This window comes from Flavobacterium sp. PL11, assembly GCF_035985025.1.
In the GTDB taxonomy this organism is placed as follows: Bacteria; Bacteroidota; Bacteroidia; order Flavobacteriales; family Flavobacteriaceae; genus Flavobacterium.
In genome coordinates, this window is sequence record NZ_JAXCIA010000001.1 from 288,583 (window position 1) to 307,828 (window position 19,246).

Sequence of the window (19,246 nt, forward strand, 5' to 3'; positions counted from 1 at the left end):
TACATACTTATTGTTTTATATATGTTTTAAAATATCCACATTCAGCAATAACTTCTCTATAATATTGAGTATTAGAATAATTATTCTTTAGATTTTTAAATCCATTCCAAGCTAGAAAATTGATTTTCTCATCATCCATTTCCCACCAACTTGCGACTCCTTTATACTTATTATTATAAAAATCATTTCGTTCGCATTTCGCTAACATATATTGACTTTTTGCTTTTTGTTCATCAGTCAAAGCTGATTCAAATGCTTTCTGATAATACATTTTAGCGATAGAACAATCAGTTATCAAATTCTTATTGTAATTCCTCATATCATAAACACTTGATTCGTAACCCACAATGTTACCTTGATAAAACAAGCGCGCATTACCATAATAAGTAATATTATAAAAGGCATTACCTAAGAGCAAAGCATTTTGATATATATCTTCTTGCTTTTCAATTTTATCCTGCATTGTCTTAATGGTATTTAGAAAATCAATTTGAGTAAATTTTTTACTTTGCGTTTCTGCATGTTCACAATCGTGACAATCTTTAATTCGACCATTAAACGGATTTCCGTAAAACACAATTTCTTGCAAACTATCTGATTGTTTAATAAAAGTAATTGCTTCTGGAATTTTATTTGCAAAAGTTGCCTTGACGGCTTGATATTTATTAATATCATTCAAATTCAAATCATAAATCATTTTGGCGATATTTTCAATACTACTTAAACTTTGGCTATTCAAAAAATTCTTCATGGCTATTAAGCGTTTTTCATTTTCATAAAAATCAGACTCTTTATTAAAAAGCTCGGCCATCACATTATTATTTTGAGTTTTATATAGCGCAGCTAAATACTTTTTACTCCATAAAGTCGCGTTTTGATAACGAAAATTAGATAAATCCACCTTTGGAACCTCAAAATATAGCCAGTTTAAATCAGCTAAAATGGTTTTTTCAGTTGTTAAATTTATAGTATCTACTTTACTTAAATTATTTACAAATCTAAGCAACCTTAATTGACTGATAGCTAAAGCTGTTTTTGGCATTGTAAGCTCAGCTTTATCATATTTTGTATTGGCTTGCACAAAATCTCCATTTAGTGTTTCAAGATATCCCGCAGCAATATTCCATAGATATGGTTTTGCCGTTTTATTTGCCTCGGCAATAGATACAACTAATTGTATTGGAGTTCCAGAAATACTGTCTTTAATTTTTTGTTTATTTTGAACAACATTCTGATCTTTAAAAGATTTGTCAATCTTCTTTTCTACTTTATTAATTAATCGTGTAAGCAAATAATTGAGATGTTCACTTTTCGGATCAAGTTCGTAAATTTTTTGAATAGCATTTTCTTCATCCGCATAAAAGCCATGAATTGCCCAAAGTGCAATTTTTTCAGTGTCATTTTTAGCCATAGCTAGCGATTGATTCCAATCTTCTTGATTTTGTGGGTGAAAACTATATGCTGTAACCACTCTTAATTGAGGACATTTGTCGAAAATCTGTGCATATTGATAATTTGATTTAGCGTAATTTTTATTTCTGTATTCTAAACCAGCTAAATAAGAGACCGCTCTATAATACAAAGTGTTTTTAGGAACACTACTTTCTGTTTTTGCAAAAAATAAATCGGTATTTTCTTTATAATTGCTATAAAAATTAGCTTTTATAGTTAAAAACCAATATCTATTTTTCAAAAATGAATCTGTTGTTATATTGTATTGACGCTCTATACTTTTCACGCGTTCGCTATTATTAAAAAAAACAGTTTTTTGAGGCTCATAACTCCAATTCTCTGTACTAATTGACACTTTTTCCAAAGCTTGTGCATGGTGTAAAAACTCAAAAAAGTTAAATACTTTAACGTCTTTTAAATTAATTTTTTTAGACCACTTTGTGGCTACTGAATTAGACTTTTTATATTTTAGAGAGGAATAAATTTTATTTACTGTAACAGCACTTGAATCTAATAGAAAAAACTTGACTTGTTGCACATCCATTTTACCTTCAAGATATAAACTCCAATCATTAACTATCTCTTCATTAAATCTTGTATTATGCTCTTGATCAAAACCAATTCCATAAAACACATCAGCTGATAAAAAGAGTGGAGAGTAGGATTTATCCACAAATGTTTCAGGTGTAAAATTAGAATCAAAAAACCAATCCCAGTCGCCATTATCACTACATGCATAAATAACGGAGTAAATAAATAATCCAATTGTACTAAAAACGAGCAATAACGTGTTCGAAGATATTTTTTTCATAATCCTTTAAATTGAGTTCATCTAAATCGTAAAATATAATTTCTTGAGGTGTTTTCTTCAAATGCTCTCTTAAATCACTTGCCATTTCTATTAAATTGTGTCTTGAAATTCTCTCTAATTTAACTATATCATTACTTTTATAAAATCGTCCATTTTTATAATTAGAGTATTTAACCCTAAAATAATTTTTATTATTAAACGCAAAATTAGAATCTTTTTTAAATTCAGAAAGCAAAATTTTATTTCGTAAACCAATGACTTGTTGATCTCTTATGTGCACGCCCCATGAATAAATAGGCAATGCAATATCCAATTGTAAAGGATAGTTTTCTAAACTTTTTAAATACCGATCAGCAATATTTTTATCATAAATTGAGTTTAAAGAATCAGCTGCAATTACGCCCATATTATAATACATCAAAACCCCTTTATCAACCGCTGGTATTTTAGTTTTTGTATAATATTTTATCTGGTGTAATCTAATAGTAGCCGATAATTTTTTATTGCTAACTTTTTTAAACGTTTCAATAAATTGTAAATATTGTTCACGACTAGCAAGTGTCCAGTCACAGTCTATTTGTATTTCTTGGATATTAATTTTATTTTTATTGTTGATCTGTATTATATATTCAATCGTTTTTTTAGCCAAGTCATTTACATCGGTAGCTTTATTTAGCATTACTTTATTTTTAATATAAATGACGGGAACAATAGTATAATTATTGGTTTTAGTTTGAAAATGTATTGGAGCGAGCGGGTAAGGCTGATTTTTAGCATCTAAATCAATATCAAAGTAACGAATATATAATTTTTTTACATTGTTGTTTTCTAAAACATCTATTTCAGATTGTGATAATTTAAAATTTGTTTTCCAATAATAAAATGCAATTGCAGGTTTATCTCGTAAATTACAAGAGAAAAAGAATACTATAGTAAATAGTGAGAGATATAAATATTTAAACAATTGTGGTTTTATTTTTATTTACAAAAATAGTTTTTTAATATATCATTTCGTTTTTTACGCACAGCAATAGATATTGAAACTTGATTAAATAAAAGACGTCAGTATTGATTATGTGTTATAAGCTTAAAAGCAAGGGTATATTAATTCTAAGAACATCTTTAGAAGCAACTTTAAGTAAATTATAAGGCATCATAATTTCCTTTTCCAAAGTAAAAAGTATAAATTTGAATAAAATAATAATTTAAATTAATTTAAACAATCATATTATGGCTTTTGAATTACCACAATTACCGTATGCGTATGACGCATTAGAACCTAATATTGATGCACGTACTATGGAAATCCATCATACTAAGCATCATAACGCTTATACAACTAATCTTAATGCTGCCACAACTGGTACAGATATGGAAGGTAAGACCATCGAGAATATTTTAATAAATCTTGATTTGAAAAATATGGCCGTACGCAATAATGGTGGCGGATATTATAATCACAATTTATTTTGGACTGTTATGTCGCCTGACGGGGGCGGATTACCTACCGGTGATTTATTAGCAGCTATTGAAGCAGCTTATGGAACATTTGAAGAATTTAAAGCTAGTTTTAGTAAAGCCGGTGCTACTCAATTTGGATCAGGATGGGCTTGGCTTTGTGTACACAAAGGTGGAAAAGTAGAAGTTTGCGGAACTCCAAATCAAGACAACCCATTGATGCCTGGTGTAGGTTGTGGCGGTACTCCAATATTAGGAATGGATGTTTGGGAACATGCGTACTACCTGCATTATCAAAACAGAAGACCTGATTATATAGAAGCATTTTTTAATGTAATTAATTGGACAGAAGTTTCAAGAAGATTTGCTTTAGAGAAGTAAAAAATGTTTAATAAAATAAAAAAAAATAGACGAATAATCGCAATGATTATTCGTCTATTTTTTTATGTATTGTCTTTGTATTTATTTGTAAATCAATTTATTATAATAAAAAAGGTGGAATTGCTTCCACCCTTTTTGCCCCAAATCTACCATAAACTTAACCTACTAATATTATGGTGACGTAAAAGTATATTAGAAGTATATTGCTAGCAAATATTTTAGATAAACAACCTATAAAACCGACTAAATGCCATTTAGCCTTAATTTTCAATAAGCCCTAGCATCTTTTCCTTCATAAAAATTCATAAATGCACGATTGACTACTCTATTACCACCTGGAGTAGGATAATCTCCAGTAAAGTACCAATCGCCTAAATTTTTAGGACAGGCAATATGTAAATCATCTACAGTTTGAAATATTATTTTTACCTCTGCTTTTATTTCAGGAGAGCTTAACATCTCCGCTATCTTATCTGATATTTCTTGTGGTTCAAAAGGTGCATATATTGCAGTAACATAATTGACAACCGCAGTATCTACAAAATTTTCCTGAGCTTTACATTTTGCATACACTTCCGCAACAATATGATAAAGGTTTCTTTCCTTTAATAATTCAAGTGCGGCTTTAAATGCAATTAAACCCTCCATTTTAGCCATGTCAATTCCATAGCAATCAGGATAACGAATTTGCGGGGCTGATGATACAATCACTATTCGTTTTGGATTTAAGCGATCCATCATTTTTATAATACTCATTTTTAATGTAGTACCACGTACAATACTATCATCAATGATTACTAGATTATCAGTGGGTTTGATTACACCATACGTAACATCATAAACATGCGCAACCAGATCATCCCTACTACTATCTTCCGTAATAAAAGTTCTTAATTTAGCATCTTTTATAGCTACTTTTTCAGTACGGATTTTTACAGCTAGTAATTCTTGCAACGATTCTTTGGTTAGAGTATTTCTATTCTCCAGAATGTAATTATTCTTTCTTTGATTTAAAAAATCTTGAGCAGCTTCAACTAACCCATAAAACGAGGTTTCAGCCGTATTAGGAATATAAGAAAACACCGTATTATCTGTATCTTGATCTATAGATTGTAAAACAGCAGGCAAAATTAACCTCCCTAAAGTCTTTCTTTCTTGATAAATTTCAGCATCACTACCTCTAGAAAAATAGATACGTTCAAAAGAACATGATTTTCTAACTGTAGGAGGCAAAATTTCTTCCATAGAAATTGTTCCATCTTTTTTGATAATTAGTGCATTCCCAGGTTCGATTTCCTGTACTTTTTCAAAAGGAACATTAAAAGCAGTTTGAATTACAGGTCTTTCTGAAGCTACTACCACTATCTCATCATCTTGATAAAAATAAGCAGGGCGAATTCCTGCCGGGTCTCTAAACACAAAAGCATCACCATGACCCAGTAAACCAGCCATTGCATAACCTCCATCTAGGTTTTTAGACGCGCGTCTTAATATTCGACCCACATCTAATCGTTCAGCAATTATTGGCGAAGCTTCTCTTTTACTTAAACCTTCATTCTTACATTCTTGATATAAGTCAGTTACAGCATCATCAAGAAAATGACCTATTTTTTCCATAACCGTAACAGTATCTGCCATTTCTTTTGGATGCTGTCCTAATTCTATAAGGCTTTGAAAAAGCTCTTGTACATTAGTCATATTAAAATTACCAGCTAATATCAAGTTGCGGTGCATCCAATTGTTTTGACGTAAAAATGGATGTACACTTTCGATACTATTTTTACCAAAAGTTCCATAACGAACATGACCTAAAAATAACTCACCTAGATAAGGTATTTTCTTTTTTTGAAGAGCTACATCATCAGCATATTCAGGATGATTAGCAATTTCTTCATTTATTCTATCATTAATTTGAGAAAAAACATCTTGAATTGGTTGTGCCTCATTCGATCGTACGCGACTTATATAACGCTCACCTGCCTCAACATCTAACTTAATGCTAGCAAATCCAGCACCATCTTGACCTCGATTGTGCTGCTTTTCCATAAGCAAGTACATTTTTTGAATACCGTAAAATGCGGTACCATATTTCTCTTTATAAAATTCAAGAGGTTTAAGAAGTCTAACCAGTGCTATACCACATTCATGTTTTAAAGCGTCACTCATTATATTGTAATTTGTAGTTGTGTTGTTCTAAGAAATAAATTGGAATGTTTTCAAAAATCAATCCATTTACTGTTGAGCAGTATGTTATTTTACAAAAAAACCCCGTTTCCGAGGTTGATTTTTAATTATAGTTCTATGTCAAATTGTGTCAATGATCTGAATTGGTGTAATCTTGACACTACATCATTTTTATTTAATTCAACCATTCTTTCTGTTCCAAATTTTTCGACACAAAAGGATGCTAAATTTGATCCCTGAATAATTGCATTTTTCATATTATCGAATGAAATATTTTCACTTTGCGTAATATACCCAGCAAATCCTCCAGCAAATGTATCGCCTGCTCCTGTAGGATCAAAAACTTCTTCTAATGGTAAAGCGGGAGCAAAAAAGACCTCTTTATTGTGAAACAATAGTGCTCCGTGTTCTCCTTTTTTGATTACAACATATTTTGGACCCATCAGTTGAATTTTGGCGGCAGCCTTAACTAAAGAATATTCTCCAGAGAGTTGACGCGCCTCTTCATCATTAATCGTAATAACATCTACACGCTTAATTACTTCCATCAGTTGAGGCAATGCACAATCCATCCAAAAATTCATTGTATCAAGAACAACTAATTTAGGCTGAGTTTCCATCTGATCTAAAACACTACTTTGAACAAGTGGATGTAAGTTTCCTAGCATTACAATGTCAGCATTTTGAAAATCCTGAGGCACCTTTGGTTGGAAATCTGCTAAAACATTTAGTTGCGTATCTAGTGTATCTCTTGAATTTAAATCATTATGATAGCGACCGCTCCAAAAAAATGTTTTACCACCATTTACTACTTCAAGTCCAGAAATATCAATATTTTTAGACGATAATAAATCTAAATATTCTTGTGGAAAGTCATCGCCAACTACAGAAACAATAGCCGATTTTAAATTAAAAAAAGAGGCCGATAGCCCTATATAAGTTGCAGCACCACCTAAAATTTTATCTGTTTTACCAAAAGGAGTTTCAATTGCGTCAAAAGCTACGGTTCCAACAATCAATAATTTATTCATTATGTATGTTTCTAATTAAGTTGCAAAGATAGTTTATAACTAATAAAACTGCAATGCATTTAAAACGTAAAATTTTACTAATTTTTTCGTTTTTAGAGTAAGAAAATTATAATAATTTGGCTTCTTCTCTTTCGTAAAAAGCATCAATGGAAACACTAGGTAAAGCAGAGGCGTAAACCGCTAATTCATCGCATCTTTCATTTTGTTTGTGATTATTATGTCCTTTTATCCATTTAAAATCTACTTTATGCTTGCGATAAATTATTAAAAATCGCTTCCATAGATCTGAGTTTTTTCTATTGGCAAATCCTTTTTTCTCCCAACCTAAAACCCATTTTTTAACTACTGAATCTACTACATATTTTGAGTCAGAAATTACTAAAACTTTAGTGTCTGAATATTTCAATTTTTCAAGACCCACTATAACAGCAAGCAATTCCATTCTATTATTAGTAGTTTTACGAAAACCTTCAAAAAATTCTTTTTTATAGGGCTTGCCTACCCATTCCATAACCACTCCATAACCACCATTACCAGGATTTCCTTTGGCTGCACCGTCAGTATAAATATGCACATCGTATTCCATAATTTATTATTTATCCTTTTATGCTTATTTTCTCGTTAAATTGAGATCAATTAAATGAGCTTCCGCTATAGTGTTATATTATTTTTATAACAACCCTTCTATTATTTTTGGAAAATACTCTTGCTCCAAAACATGAATTTTTGCAGCCACTTCTGCAGCATTTTGTATGCCTAATAAAGTGACGGCTTGCTGAAAAATAATAGCACCTTCATCATAATTTTCATTTACATAATGAATAGTTATTCCAGTTTCTTTTTCTTTATTTTCTACAATAGCTTTATGAATATGCATGCCATACATTCCTTTTCCGCCGTACTTAGGTAATAATGCAGGATGTATATTTACAATTAAATTAGGGTACGCTTTTATAATATTTTCTGGGAATTTTAGTAAAAAACCAGCTAAAATAATCATATCGGGCTTAATCCTATTTAAGTTATGTAGTACTATACTTCCAATTAGATCCTCTTTAGAAAAAATTTCAGTGGGTACATTATAGTTTTTGGCTTTTACAATTACACCTGCATTTGCATTATTAGTATAAACGGCCACCACTCTTGCAGTCTTTTTTTTTTCAAAATACTGAATGATGTTTTCAGCGTTAGTACCCGATCCAGAAGCAAAAACAACGATTTTCTTCATATTATAGTCTCTTTTAAAAGTACAAAAAAACGCATAAAAAATGAAAATATATAACATTGCTTGAGCTTTGTTAAAATAAATTTTATACATTAGTGCTCACATTTATTAACTAAAGCGTGGTTTTCAAATAAAGTTTTTTATTTTTGCCAACAAATTAAATTCTAAAATTAAAGATTATGTCAGACATTGCATCAAGAGTAAAAGCGATTATCGTAGACAAATTAGGTGTTGACGAAAACGAAGTTGTAACAGAAGCAAGCTTCACTAATGATTTAGGCGCTGACTCATTAGACACTGTAGAGCTTATTATGGAATTCGAAAAAGAATTTGATATCCAAATTCCAGACGATCAAGCAGAAAACATTGCTACTGTAGGTCAAGCTATCTCTTATATTGAGGAAGCTAAAAAATAATAAGTTTACACTCGGTTTTTAGATTTGTAAATCTAAAAACCGGGTGTTATTATTTTTTTAAAATTAAATCTAAGATTGAATTTCAATCAAAATTATATTATTTGTAACACCCATCGCTCCTTTACACTATAATATAGTAAAGTTTGCATGGGTTTTATTTGTTTTTTAGATAACAAAAAGTAAAGAATTTATGGTATTAAAACGAGTTGTTGTAACAGGTTTAGGCGCTCTTACACCTATTGGAAATAACATTGAGGAATTTTGGAATGGGCTTATTAATGGCGTTAGCGGAGCTGCTCCAATAACTTATTTTGATGCTTCAAAGTTTAAGACTCATTTTGCTTGTGAATTAAAGAATTTTAAAGCTGAAGATTTTCTAGATCGAAAAGAAGCTAGAAAAATGGACCGTTATGCACAATATGCCATGGTGAGTTCTGATGAGGCTGTGACTGATGCGGCTTTTAATTTTGAAAAATTAGATAAAGATAGAGTTGGTGTCATTTGGGGTTCTGGAATAGGTGGTTTAGAAACCTTTCAAATTGAAATGTTGAACTTTGCTGCTGGAGATGGAACGCCAAAATTCAATCCATTTTTTATTCCGAAAATGATTTCTGATATAGCTGGTGGCCACATTTCTATAAAATATGGTTTTAGAGGTCCAAATTTTACAACTGTTTCAGCTTGTGCATCCTCTACAAATGCAATTATTGATGCTTTTAATTATATTCGATTAGGTCATGCTGATGTGATGGTAACCGGTGGATCTGAAGCTGCAGTTACAATTGCTGGTATGGGTGGATTTAATGCAATGCACGCTTTATCTACTAGAAATGATGATCCAAAAACAGCCTCGAGACCAATGGATAAAGACCGTGATGGTTTTATTTTAGGTGAAGGAGCTGGGGCATTAATCCTTGAAGAGTACGAACACGCTATAGCACGTGGTGCAAAAATTTATTGCGAAATAGGTGGCGGCGGCATGTCAGCTGATGCATATCATATTACCGCACCACATCCAGAGGGTTTAGGTGCCAAAAATGTAATGATTAATTGTTTAAGAGATGCTGGATTACAAGCAAGCGACGTTGATGGTGTAAACATGCACGGGACATCTACTCCACTTGGTGATATTGCAGAGTCTAAGGCTATACTGCACGTTTTTGGTGAGCATGCCTATACGATGAATTTGAATTCAACTAAATCAATGACAGGTCATTTATTAGGAGCAGCTGGGGCAATTGAAACTATTTCTTCAATTCTTTCATTAAAACATGGCATTGTGCCTCCTACAATAAATCATTTCACTGATGATGAGAACATAGACTCTAAATTAAACTTTACATTTAATAAAGCGCAGAAAAGAGATATGAAGGTGGTGATGAGTAATACCTTTGGTTTTGGAGGTCATAACGCTTGCGTGCTAGTTAAAAAATTAGAAATCTAATTATATATATGCGTATAATCAGGAAAATATTTTCAAAATCCCGTTCTCTTGAAGACGGGATTTTTTTTGATTCTATTCAAACAATTTTAGGATTTAAACCTATTCATTTAGAAATTTATAAAAAAGCATTTACACATCGTTCTGCTAATAGATCTGATAACCTTGGCAATCCTATGAATTATGAGCGTTTAGAGTTTTTAGGAGACGCCATGCTTAGTTCAGTTATTGCTGCTTATTTATTTGATAAGTCACCTTTGGGAGATGAAGGATATCTTACTAAAATGCGTTCTAAAATTGTAAGCAGAGAGCATTTAAATGAATTGGGAAAAGACTTAAACCTAGCTCAATATATCGAAAGTAAAGTTCCAATTGACCATTTTGGCGATAATTTACATGGAAACATTTTTGAATCTTTGATAGGTGCTATCTACTTAGATCGAGGCTATACATACTGTGAGAAATTTATTAAAAAAAGAGTGGTAACGCCTTATATTGATATTGTCAAATTAGAAGGTAAAGTCATAAGTTATAAAAGTTTGATTATAGAATGGTGTCAAAAAGAAAAAAGAATGTTTCATTATGATATTTTTGAGGATAACGGTATTAATGGTGAACGCTTGTTTGGAGTAAAACTTAGTATTGACGATAAAGTAATTGCAAAAGCCAGAGCAACATCCAAGAAAAAAGCAGAGGAAAAAGCATCGCAACGTGCTTACTTTGCATTTCAAGAAAAAATGGATCGAAAATAAATAATTTATTACCTACACTATATCGTTATCGTTTATAAATTATAAAAAACATCCAATACTAAAAGAGTAATACAGAAATAGAAATCTTATATTTACATCTTATTTTTTCGAAAAATGGCTATTCATAAACTTGATCTTGGCGACTTTGACGAAATAGATTATAATCTTATTGCCATTCATACTTCTATAGAAGCCTATAGATTAGCGTATCTTATTAATCAAAGATTAGTATTAAATTTAATTTTAATTGATAAGGAAATAGAAATTAATTTAAAAGAAGGGAAAATAAATTTTTCTTCATTTTTTTACGATGATGAAGAAAATAATAGTAGCTGGCTTTTATTTCAAAATCGATATGAAATTATCCATCATCAAGAAATAACTCCCGAAAATTTATTTTCCAATATAATTATGGATCTGACTACTAGAAATTTTTTAGTTCCTGAATTAAAAAAAGTGGATTATTTTCTAAAGATAGAAAATAAGAGTAGCCCATTAAAAATTGCGCAGACAATGCAATTATTAAATACTATACCTATTGTAACAACTGCTTACATAGTAGAAATAAATAAAATGAAATTTAAAAACAATTTAATTTTTTAATGATAATGCTGAATAACAAAAAAACTAAAATTGTAGCCACGTTAGGACCTGCATGTAGTACTAGAGAAATTATAAAAGATATGATTGATGCTGGTGTAAATGTCTTTCGAGTAAATTTTTCTCATGCTGACTATGATGATGTAAAAGAGAAAATTGCTCTTATACGAGGCTTAAACGAAGAATTTGGGTACACTACAGCTATATTAGGCGATTTACAAGGTCCAAAACTTCGAGTTGGAGTTATGGAAGAAGGAGTTATAGTTCAAGATGGAGATCTAATAACATTTACAACTGCTGAAGATATTCTAGGAACGGCTTCAAAAGTTTTTATGAAATATAAAAACTTCCCAAACGATGTTAATCCGGGTGAGCGTATTTTACTTGATGATGGAAAACTTATTTTTGAAATTGTAGAAACAGATAAGAAATCAGAGGTTGTAGCTAAGGTTATACAAGGTGGAGAATTAAAATCTAAAAAAGGAGTAAATCTACCGAATACGAAAATTTCGCTTCCTGCAATGACAGAAAAAGACATTGAAGATGCTCTTTTTGCTATTGAGCAACATGTAGATTGGATTGCACTATCATTTGTAAAAACACCACAAGATTTACAAGACTTACAGGAATTAATAGCAAAACATTCAGATTACAAAATTCCGATAATAGCCAAGATAGAAATGCCTGAGGCATTAGAAAATATTGATAAAATTGTAGCCTATTGTGATGGTTTGATGGTAGCTCGTGGAGATTTAGGTGTTGAACTTCCTGCTCATGAAGTACCTCTTGTACAAAAAGAGTTGATTCGAAGAGCTAAAACTGCCAGAATTCCAGTAATTGTTGCTACACAAATGATGGAGACAATGATTACTAGTTTGACTCCAACACGTGCTGAGGTCAATGATGTTGCTAACTCAGTAATGGATGGTGCAGATGCTGTTATGCTCTCTGGTGAGACTGCCACAGGAAATTATCCTGTTCAAGTGATACAAAAAATGTCACAAATCATTCAAGCTGTGGAAGACTCTCCGTTGATTCATGTGCCTCAAAATACTCCTCAAGTAAAAACAAAGCGATTTATAACTAAAACAATTTGTCACCACGCGGCAACAATGGCTAATGCAATTCATGCAAAGGCAATTTGTACCTTGACAAACAGTGGCTATACTGCATTTCAAATTTCTGCTTGGAGACCAAATGCTCATATTTTAGTTTTTACTTCTAATAAAAGAATTCTAACTCAGCTTAATTTATTATGGGGCGTACGTTCTTTTTTCTATGAAAGAACCGTAAGCACTGATGATACTGTAATCGATATTAATGAAATTGTGAAAGTAAAAGGGTTTGTTGAAAAAGGTGATTTCTTAATTAATTTAGCTGCAATGCCTATAAAAGATAGAGGAATGGTAAATACCTTAAGAGTTTCTGAAATAGAGTAATATTACATTTTTTTAAATAGTAAAAACCGTCTTATTCTGTAATAAGACGGTTTTTTTTTAAATTAATCTAACAGATAAATTAGTTCAATATCATCAAAAAATAATGAATGTATTTAAGTTTAAAAAACACAAAAAATTAACTAATTATATGTCAATCTAAACTATTCAAAAATACTATTATTGAATAGTTTAGATTACTGCGTAAAAATAATAAACCTTTCTAACTAGAAAGGTTTATTATTTTATGCAGCTTTTTCAAAAGCGATATAGTGACTTAATATTCCTTTATTATCAAAAATAGGATATCCTTTGATTAAACATTCATAGGTTTCACCATTTTTCTTATAATTTATGATTGTTTTTTCAAAAGATTTTACTTCTTGTAAAGCTATACGAATTTCATTAGAAGTAACCTTATTAGTAGCTTCGCCTTGAAACATTCTTGGACTTTTCCCAACTACTTCCTCGGAAGTATATCCATTCATATCAATAATATTGTAAGATGCAAATACAATTTTTAGTTTTACATCCGTAACAATAATTACTTCCTCTTTCAAGCTATTTTTTATATCCCACTCATTGTTGGACCACTTATTTTGTAAAGCAATTAACTCAATCTTATTTAAATCGTAAAAATAATTCTTTACGTTATTTAAAAAATTATTATGAAAATCCCATGAATTTATAGGAGTGGATTTGCTCTTTAAATTGCTGTTATACAACGCAATAGTATCTTCGTATTGTTTAAAGTCACTCATAATAATTCAATTTAAGAAGGCAAATATAAATTTAATTGTATTAAAAAAATAAGAAATGCATAACTTTAACCCTTGTTGAAGCACTTTCAAATGATTTAAAAGTCAAATTTCAACTGCACTGCGACAAAACGTTTCTCATCTGTATTTAAGTTACTTAACGAAATGCCAAGCAGTCGCACTGAATCTTTCATTCTCTCTTGATATAAAAGTTCACTTACAATTGATAAAATTAAAATTTTGTCTGAAACAAAATAAGGCAGCGTTTTACTTCTCGTTTGTTGTGTAAAATCACTGTATTTAATTTTTAATGTAATAGTTTTCCCTGCAACTCCATGCTTTTTAATTCTTTTTTCTAAAGAACCAGCAATACTTTCTAGTTTTTCAATCATATATATTTCAGAAGACAAATTGCTATCAAAAGTATGTTCAGCCGCAACTGATTTACTAATTCGATCTGACTTTACTGGACTATTATGAATCCCTCGAACTACATTGTAATAAAATTTTCCTGATTTTCCAAAATGTTTTTCTAAGAATTCATCTGATTTACTTTTTAAATCTAGACCAGTAAAAATTCCCAATTGATACATCTTTTCAGTAGTAACTTTACCTACTCCATGAAATTTCCTTATAGCTAATTGTTCCAAAAAAGGAATAACTTCATCGGGATTTACTGTTTTCTGGCCATTGGGTTTATTGTAATCGCTTGCAATTTTAGCCACAAATTTGTTAACTGATATTCCAGCTGAAGCAGTTAAACCAACCGTCTCAAAAATACGTTGCCTAATTTCTTGCGCTAAAATTGTTGCACTTGGATTGCCTTTTTTATTAATAGTCACATCAAGGTATGCTTCATCAAGTGATAGCGGTTCAACTAAATCAGTATATTCATAGAAAATTTTTTGAATTTGATTTGATATTTCCTTATAACGGTCAAATCTTGGGGTTACAAATATAAGTTCAGGACAATTTTTCTTAGCTATAATGCTACTTAATGCACTGCGCACTCCAAACTTTCTAGCTTCATAACTCGCTGCAGCAACAACTCCTCGATTTTCAGAACCTCCAACAGCAATTGGCTTACCACGTAATTGAGGATTATCCATTTGTTCTACCGATGCATAAAAAGCATCCATATCAACATGTATAATTTTTCTATTGGGAATTAAATCCTCCATCACAGTAAATTAGGAATTGATTTTTTGTGGCTTTGACTACTTTCTTATCTATTGTATAGAATTCACTTCTTCTTCAGGCAATACAATTAGTTTTCGCTCTGTTGGAAAAAAGAAACTTACTGGCTTTGATTTAAAATGTTTCCAAATCGAAACCGTTACAAATCGCAACTCAAAAAGGGAAATAGATCTAGAGCGAAAGGCTAGACCTAAAGAAAGACTGAAACTAACTATAAAATTGACTAGTCCTATTATACCAATTCCAAAGATTCCCCAAAATAGCATCCAAGAACTAATTTGATAATTTGCCCCATACAAAGCTAAGGCAAGATTTCCACTAGCAAAGGTGATATGTCGTATATCTAAATTTAATCCTAAAAATAAACCTATTGATCCTGTACTACCCATAAATACACCAAACCAGAAATTAGAAATCACACCAGCCCATCTTTTTTCATAAAGCTTTGCTAGATTTAGCGTTCTGAGTTTTCCTAGATTTCTTTTTAAAAATGGATGTTCTGTGATTCTAAAATAAACCTGATTATGTTTATCCCTGTTAGTTACACTGCCTGAAATAATTCCAGATAAAAAAAGAAATACCCCTGCAATAGCGGCATGGAAAATAGCTAATGAATGGATAGGACTTAGATCAGTAACTAAAGTTTCCCATTTTGATGCAGCAATATTGTAATGTAAAAAATAATCAATTAACCAAATTCCCAACAGTGAAACTGGAAACGCCATAATTACATTTCCAAAAAACGCAATTAACTGAGAGCGAACAACTCGAGCAAAAAGAATAGCAAAAGCTTTATATTTATCGGCACCTCGACCCTGTTGCAGTACTCCTTCTTCTAATGCCTTAATCAAAGCAGCAGCAGTCATTGCCGGCTGCTTTGTAGCCAATGCAAATCCTAATATATAAATGGCGATAAATCCAAAAGCATAATTCATACTATAAATAAAAGCATGTCCAAAATAACTAGTATCTACTTTTGAAAGCAAGATCTTAATAATACATAAAAGCCCCACAATCAAACCACCTCCTAATGAGGCTTTAAACATATTAAAATACTCTTTCCTACTTTCAGTTATATAACGTTCACCCGTTTTAGCGGTGTGTTGTGTTATTTCATAAGAAATCAATTGTGTGCTTTCAGCTATAAATTTTCGAACGTTATTTTTATAACAGTTAAATTTTATTAAACGTAAAGCCAGCGCAATTCCGTTCTTTTTTTTATCTTTTTCAGAATCAACTGTTAATAATGAAATTAAAAATTTTAGTCGTACCAATTGCTGTCTAATTTTCAACAGATTTTGATTTACCCTTAAAGAAATTCCATATTTTGAACTATTATGAAATGCCTTATCAACAAAACCTTCACACTGTTTTTGTAAAACTAAGAGTTGTGCGTATGAAATATCATTTGATGGTATATAATGTTTCTCAGAACTTCTAATTTGATCCTCTATTAAATATAATTCCTTTTCAAAAGCTGAAAACGGATTTTCCAAATCATCATATTCAGGCACCATTTTAATTACGTCAGTCTCCATTGCTCTACCACTAATACGCTGTATTAATAAGTGTTGCGCTATTAATAATTCAGACATTGCCGAATTAGGAACCATCGTATCATAGATAGATTTGAACTTTAAAAGATCATATAACTCGCCTAATTGCTGTTTAGAAATATTTCCAATCCAGTTTCCATCATTAGCCAAATAAAACACTTGATTTAGCACATATTCTAAGGTGTCTTTTTGCGGCTGATAAGGCAAGAATTTAGCGAAAATTCTTTTTTTTACTTCAAATATAAAATCTACATCTTGCAGTATTGCAGCGTCAGAAAGAATTTTGTTAAATTTTCTATCTTCCAACACCTCTTTAATGTAAATCGCTAATTGCTGACGGCAAGAATGATTTTGTTTTAAAAACGTAATAATTTCTTGCAAATCAACTGCTTGATTTTTTATTACCTTTATAGGTCGAATTAAACGAATTAATTCTACTAAAGGTTCCAAGTTATCGACTGAATCACGCCACGATTGCGCTTCACCAAAAAATTCAGTTAATAGTCCCGCTGGGGTTGATTTAGGTTTCGCTTTAAGGAATAACTTCATTTATTTGCTACAATTTGTGTAAAAATACAAATAGACAAACCAATTTTCGATAACATAACAGTAAAAATTATTAGTTAAGCAAGAAAAAATTAAACCAAAGTAAGTTTTACAGCTATTCACAATGATTTATTTATTAATAACAAGATATGATTTGTTGTTATATCTAAAATTTTGAAAAACAAACTTAGAACCTTACTACTAATTAAGATCTTATTAAAACTGTTTTAAATTAAAAAATATAATTTAAACAATGCTAAAATGATCAATTACAATATTACGTTTAACCTCGAGAGAGCGATAATATTAAAAATATCTCAAAACTGTCGCATAGATATAATTTAATAAAGTTTCCTTTGCTTTAAAAAAACTAATTGCTATTATAATAAAATGATTGAAATAGAAAGAAAATTTTTAGTGAAAAACGATTCTTATAAAAGTTTAAGTTTTTCGAGAAGTATTATTGCGCAAGGATATTTAAGCTCTGTACCTGAACGTACTGTTAGAATACGTATTAAAGGAGATGATGCTTTCTTGACTATTAAAGGCGCCTCAAATGATAGTGGTTTATCTCGATTTGAATGGGAGAATGAACTTTCAATTGACGACGCAAAGAAACTACTGCTATTATGCGAAACTGGCATTATTGAAAAGACGCGCTACGAGGTTCAAAGTGGCGAACACGTATTTGAAGTTGATGAATTTCACGGCGAAAATATGGGATTATGTATTGCTGAAATTGAACTTAAATCTGAAGAAGAGGTATTTATTAAACCAAGCTGGGTTGGAGATGAAATGACTGGTAATATCAAATATTATAATGCATACCTAAGTAAAAATCCTTTCAGATTATGGTAGCTTAGTTTGTCATAACCTCAATAGTCACTATCATACCTCCGCTTCCTTTATTAGTAGCAATATCCATAAAAGCACGCTTTGTTAGATCAATCTCCCTAGCCTTTACATAGGGACCTCGATCAGTAATTTCTACCACTACTGATTTTCCGTTTTTTTCATTAGTTACTCTTACTTTAGTACCAAAAGGTAATTTTTTGTGTGCTGCTGTATATTTATTGTTGTCAAATCTAGTTCCACTAGTAGTCTTTTTTCCAGTAAACTTAGCGGCATAATAGGATGCATGAACTGATTTTTTATAGGGTTTAAAAACGGCAAGTACATTACCTACAGAATCTAATTTTCTCTGCTGAAATTCAAGTGCAATTTTGATTTTGGTAATAGAATCATTTTCAATAGTTATTTTTTCAGTAGAAGGTTTTAGCACTGCAACTTTAGAACTTGTACTTTTTTGCGAATTTATTACAACACTTTGACCTAACACTGTAGATATAAATGCGAATAAAAATAATGTAGTAATTAATCTTTTCATGTATATTTTAGTATATCCAAATCATTTTACAAAAATCATACCTAGATAAAAAAAGCTCTATTTCTAGAGCTTTTTTTAAGGTTTTTATAACCACATTGACCATGGAATTCTACTTAATATAAGTAAGAGTCCTAAACCATAGAAAATAGAAAATGTTTTAAATTTAGATTCAGATGTCATTAATTTTTTATGTTTTGTCCATCCTATTGTTATTAGAGCAATTGCAATTATATTAATTAATGGATGTTCTAAAGAAGTTAATCGCAGTGCTTTATCAGACATTTGTCCTAAAGAAGCAAATCCTAAAGGCGAAACAAAATATAGAATAAGACCTACTAATAATTGTATGTGAATCACTATTAGTGCAATTAAGCCAATTTTGCGATTTCCAGAGGTAAATTCTGTTTTAGAAAACATGCCACTCAAGAAAGTTACCACCGCAACCACCAAAATTAATAATGCTATATAGGACCAACCTGAATGAAATTTTTGAATGAAATTGTACATAAAATAAGTTTTTGTTTTCAACAAATATAATAAAAAAAGCCATAAAAAAACCCCCATTTCTGGTGAAATGAGGGTTTTGTTTTAAACTAAACTAGTTGAACGTATAAC

At 30.8% G+C, this 19,246-nt stretch carries 18 protein-coding genes; 7 read left to right on the plus strand and 11 right to left on the minus strand.

Going from position 1 to position 19,246, the window contains the following annotated elements; genetic code table 11:
• Positions 1 to 7: 7 nt before the first annotated feature.
• Positions 8 to 2,263 (minus strand): hypothetical protein, encoded by a 2,256-nt coding sequence (locus RCH18_RS01130; RefSeq protein WP_326934918.1) that lies wholly within the window; start codon positions 2,261 to 2,263, stop codon positions 8 to 10.
• A complete protein-coding gene (locus tag RCH18_RS01135) occupies positions 2,223 to 3,227 on the minus strand; it encodes a hypothetical protein (protein WP_326934919.1) in 1,005 nt (334 codons plus the stop codon). The genes RCH18_RS01130 and RCH18_RS01135 overlap by 41 nt, the downstream gene beginning before the upstream one ends.
• A 266-nt stretch (positions 3,228 to 3,493) precedes the next feature.
• Between RCH18_RS01135 and RCH18_RS01140 the strand changes: the two genes are divergently transcribed.
• The gene (locus RCH18_RS01140; protein ID WP_326934920.1) at positions 3,494 to 4,102 is read left to right on the plus strand and encodes a superoxide dismutase; all 609 of its coding nucleotides are present in this window, start codon (positions 3,494 to 3,496) and stop codon (positions 4,100 to 4,102) included.
• A 267-nt stretch (positions 4,103 to 4,369) separates the two neighbouring features.
• Here the strand turns inward: RCH18_RS01140 and RCH18_RS01145 are convergent, their stop codons facing one another.
• The 4 genes from RCH18_RS01145 to purN form a co-directional block, all read right to left on the minus strand.
• Complete coding sequence (locus tag RCH18_RS01145; protein WP_326934921.1) at positions 4,370 to 6,268, minus strand: amidophosphoribosyltransferase; 1,899 nt, start codon at positions 6,266 to 6,268, stop codon at positions 4,370 to 4,372.
• A 125-nt stretch (positions 6,269 to 6,393) separates the two neighbouring features.
• Positions 6,394 to 7,317, minus strand: a complete 924-nt coding sequence (locus RCH18_RS01150) for a PfkB family carbohydrate kinase (RefSeq protein ID WP_326934922.1) — start codon at positions 7,315 to 7,317, stop codon at positions 6,394 to 6,396.
• A gap of 106 nt (positions 7,318 to 7,423) precedes the next feature.
• Positions 7,424 to 7,903, minus strand: a complete 480-nt coding sequence (rnhA, locus tag RCH18_RS01155) for a ribonuclease HI (RefSeq protein WP_326934923.1) — start codon at positions 7,901 to 7,903, stop codon at positions 7,424 to 7,426.
• Between the two features lie 84 nt (positions 7,904 to 7,987).
• Positions 7,988 to 8,545 carry a phosphoribosylglycinamide formyltransferase gene (gene purN / locus RCH18_RS01160; RefSeq protein WP_326934924.1) on the minus strand — a complete coding sequence of 186 codons (558 nt, stop codon included), beginning with the start codon at positions 8,543 to 8,545 and terminating at the stop codon, positions 7,988 to 7,990.
• Positions 8,546 to 8,721: 176 nt separating this feature from the next.
• On the opposite strand from purN, the gene RCH18_RS01165 reads away from it, so the two are divergent.
• The 5 genes from RCH18_RS01165 to pyk all read left to right on the plus strand — a co-directional run bounded on the left by RCH18_RS01165 (position 8,722) and on the right by pyk (position 13,190).
• A complete protein-coding gene (locus RCH18_RS01165) occupies positions 8,722 to 8,958 on the plus strand; it encodes an acyl carrier protein (protein ID WP_007137004.1) in 237 nt (78 codons plus the stop codon).
• A gap of 190 nt (positions 8,959 to 9,148) precedes the next feature.
• A complete protein-coding gene (gene fabF, locus RCH18_RS01170; protein WP_326934925.1) occupies positions 9,149 to 10,402 on the plus strand; it encodes a beta-ketoacyl-ACP synthase II in 1,254 nt (417 codons plus the stop codon).
• A gap of 8 nt (positions 10,403 to 10,410) precedes the next feature.
• A complete protein-coding gene (gene rnc / locus RCH18_RS01175) occupies positions 10,411 to 11,151 on the plus strand; it encodes a ribonuclease III (RefSeq protein WP_326934926.1) in 741 nt (246 codons plus the stop codon).
• A gap of 114 nt (positions 11,152 to 11,265) precedes the next feature.
• A complete protein-coding gene (locus RCH18_RS01180) occupies positions 11,266 to 11,754 on the plus strand; it encodes an IPExxxVDY family protein (protein ID WP_326934927.1) in 489 nt (162 codons plus the stop codon).
• A gap of 5 nt (positions 11,755 to 11,759) precedes the next feature.
• Positions 11,760 to 13,190 carry a pyruvate kinase gene (gene pyk, locus RCH18_RS01185; RefSeq protein ID WP_326934928.1) on the plus strand — a complete coding sequence of 477 codons (1,431 nt, stop codon included), beginning with the start codon at positions 11,760 to 11,762 and terminating at the stop codon, positions 13,188 to 13,190.
• 242 nt (positions 13,191 to 13,432) lie between these two features.
• On the opposite strand, the gene RCH18_RS01190 is transcribed toward pyk, so the two are convergent.
• The 3 genes from RCH18_RS01190 to RCH18_RS01200 form a co-directional block, all read right to left on the minus strand.
• Entirely contained in the window at positions 13,433 to 13,948 is a 516-nt protein-coding gene (locus RCH18_RS01190) for a PAS domain-containing protein (RefSeq protein ID WP_326934929.1), read from the minus strand.
• A gap of 95 nt (positions 13,949 to 14,043) precedes the next feature.
• Positions 14,044 to 15,126, minus strand: coding sequence for a DNA polymerase IV (dinB, locus tag RCH18_RS01195; RefSeq protein WP_326934930.1), 1,083 nt, complete (start codon positions 15,124 to 15,126; stop codon positions 14,044 to 14,046).
• A gap of 48 nt (positions 15,127 to 15,174) precedes the next feature.
• Positions 15,175 to 17,247 carry a recombinase gene (locus RCH18_RS01200; RefSeq protein WP_326934931.1) on the minus strand — a complete coding sequence of 691 codons (2,073 nt, stop codon included), beginning with the start codon at positions 17,245 to 17,247 and terminating at the stop codon, positions 15,175 to 15,177.
• 387 nt (positions 17,248 to 17,634) lie between these two features.
• Here RCH18_RS01200 and RCH18_RS01205 point away from each other — a divergent pair, with 387 nt between their 5' ends.
• On the plus strand, positions 17,635 to 18,102 hold the full coding sequence (locus RCH18_RS01205; protein WP_326934932.1) for a CYTH domain-containing protein: 468 nt from the start codon (positions 17,635 to 17,637) through the stop codon (positions 18,100 to 18,102).
• 1 nt (position 18,103) lies between these two features.
• Here RCH18_RS01205 and RCH18_RS01210 read toward each other — a convergent pair whose 3' ends face one another.
• The gene (locus tag RCH18_RS01210; protein ID WP_326934933.1) at positions 18,104 to 18,631 is read right to left on the minus strand and encodes a septal ring lytic transglycosylase RlpA family protein; all 528 of its coding nucleotides are present in this window, start codon (positions 18,629 to 18,631) and stop codon (positions 18,104 to 18,106) included.
• Between the two features lie 84 nt (positions 18,632 to 18,715).
• The gene (locus tag RCH18_RS01215) at positions 18,716 to 19,138 is read right to left on the minus strand and encodes a hypothetical protein (RefSeq protein WP_326934934.1); all 423 of its coding nucleotides are present in this window, start codon (positions 19,136 to 19,138) and stop codon (positions 18,716 to 18,718) included.
• Positions 19,139 to 19,246: the final 108 nt, after the last annotated feature.

Excerpts from the sequence above, each read along its gene's own strand:
- RCH18_RS01205 (WP_326934932.1), top strand. The coding sequence starts at position 17,635 with ATGATTGAAATAGAAAGAAAATTTTTAGTGAAAAACGATTCTTATAAA.
- RCH18_RS01130 (WP_326934918.1), bottom strand. The coding sequence starts at position 2,263 with ATGAAAAAAATATCTTCGAACACGTTATTGCTCGTTTTTAGTACAATT.
- fabF (WP_326934925.1), top strand. The coding sequence starts at position 9,149 with ATGGTATTAAAACGAGTTGTTGTAACAGGTTTAGGCGCTCTTACACCT.
- RCH18_RS01150 (WP_326934922.1), bottom strand. The coding sequence starts at position 7,317 with ATGAATAAATTATTGATTGTTGGAACCGTAGCTTTTGACGCAATTGAA.
- RCH18_RS01165 (WP_007137004.1), top strand. The coding sequence starts at position 8,722 with ATGTCAGACATTGCATCAAGAGTAAAAGCGATTATCGTAGACAAATTA.
- pyk (WP_326934928.1), top strand. The coding sequence starts at position 11,760 with ATGCTGAATAACAAAAAAACTAAAATTGTAGCCACGTTAGGACCTGCA.
- RCH18_RS01215 (WP_326934934.1), bottom strand. The coding sequence starts at position 19,138 with ATGTACAATTTCATTCAAAAATTTCATTCAGGTTGGTCCTATATAGCA.
- RCH18_RS01200 (WP_326934931.1), bottom strand. The coding sequence starts at position 17,247 with ATGAAGTTATTCCTTAAAGCGAAACCTAAATCAACCCCAGCGGGACTA.
- RCH18_RS01145 (WP_326934921.1), bottom strand. The coding sequence starts at position 6,268 with ATGAGTGACGCTTTAAAACATGAATGTGGTATAGCACTGGTTAGACTT.
- rnhA (WP_326934923.1), bottom strand. The coding sequence starts at position 7,903 with ATGGAATACGATGTGCATATTTATACTGACGGTGCAGCCAAAGGAAAT.
- dinB (WP_326934930.1), bottom strand. The coding sequence starts at position 15,126 with ATGGAGGATTTAATTCCCAATAGAAAAATTATACATGTTGATATGGAT.
- RCH18_RS01180 (WP_326934927.1), top strand. The coding sequence starts at position 11,266 with ATGGCTATTCATAAACTTGATCTTGGCGACTTTGACGAAATAGATTAT.
- RCH18_RS01140 (WP_326934920.1), top strand. The coding sequence starts at position 3,494 with ATGGCTTTTGAATTACCACAATTACCGTATGCGTATGACGCATTAGAA.
- RCH18_RS01210 (WP_326934933.1), bottom strand. The coding sequence starts at position 18,631 with ATGAAAAGATTAATTACTACATTATTTTTATTCGCATTTATATCTACA.
- RCH18_RS01190 (WP_326934929.1), bottom strand. The coding sequence starts at position 13,948 with ATGAGTGACTTTAAACAATACGAAGATACTATTGCGTTGTATAACAGC.
- purN (WP_326934924.1), bottom strand. The coding sequence starts at position 8,545 with ATGAAGAAAATCGTTGTTTTTGCTTCTGGATCGGGTACTAACGCTGAA.
- rnc (WP_326934926.1), top strand. The coding sequence starts at position 10,411 with ATGCGTATAATCAGGAAAATATTTTCAAAATCCCGTTCTCTTGAAGAC.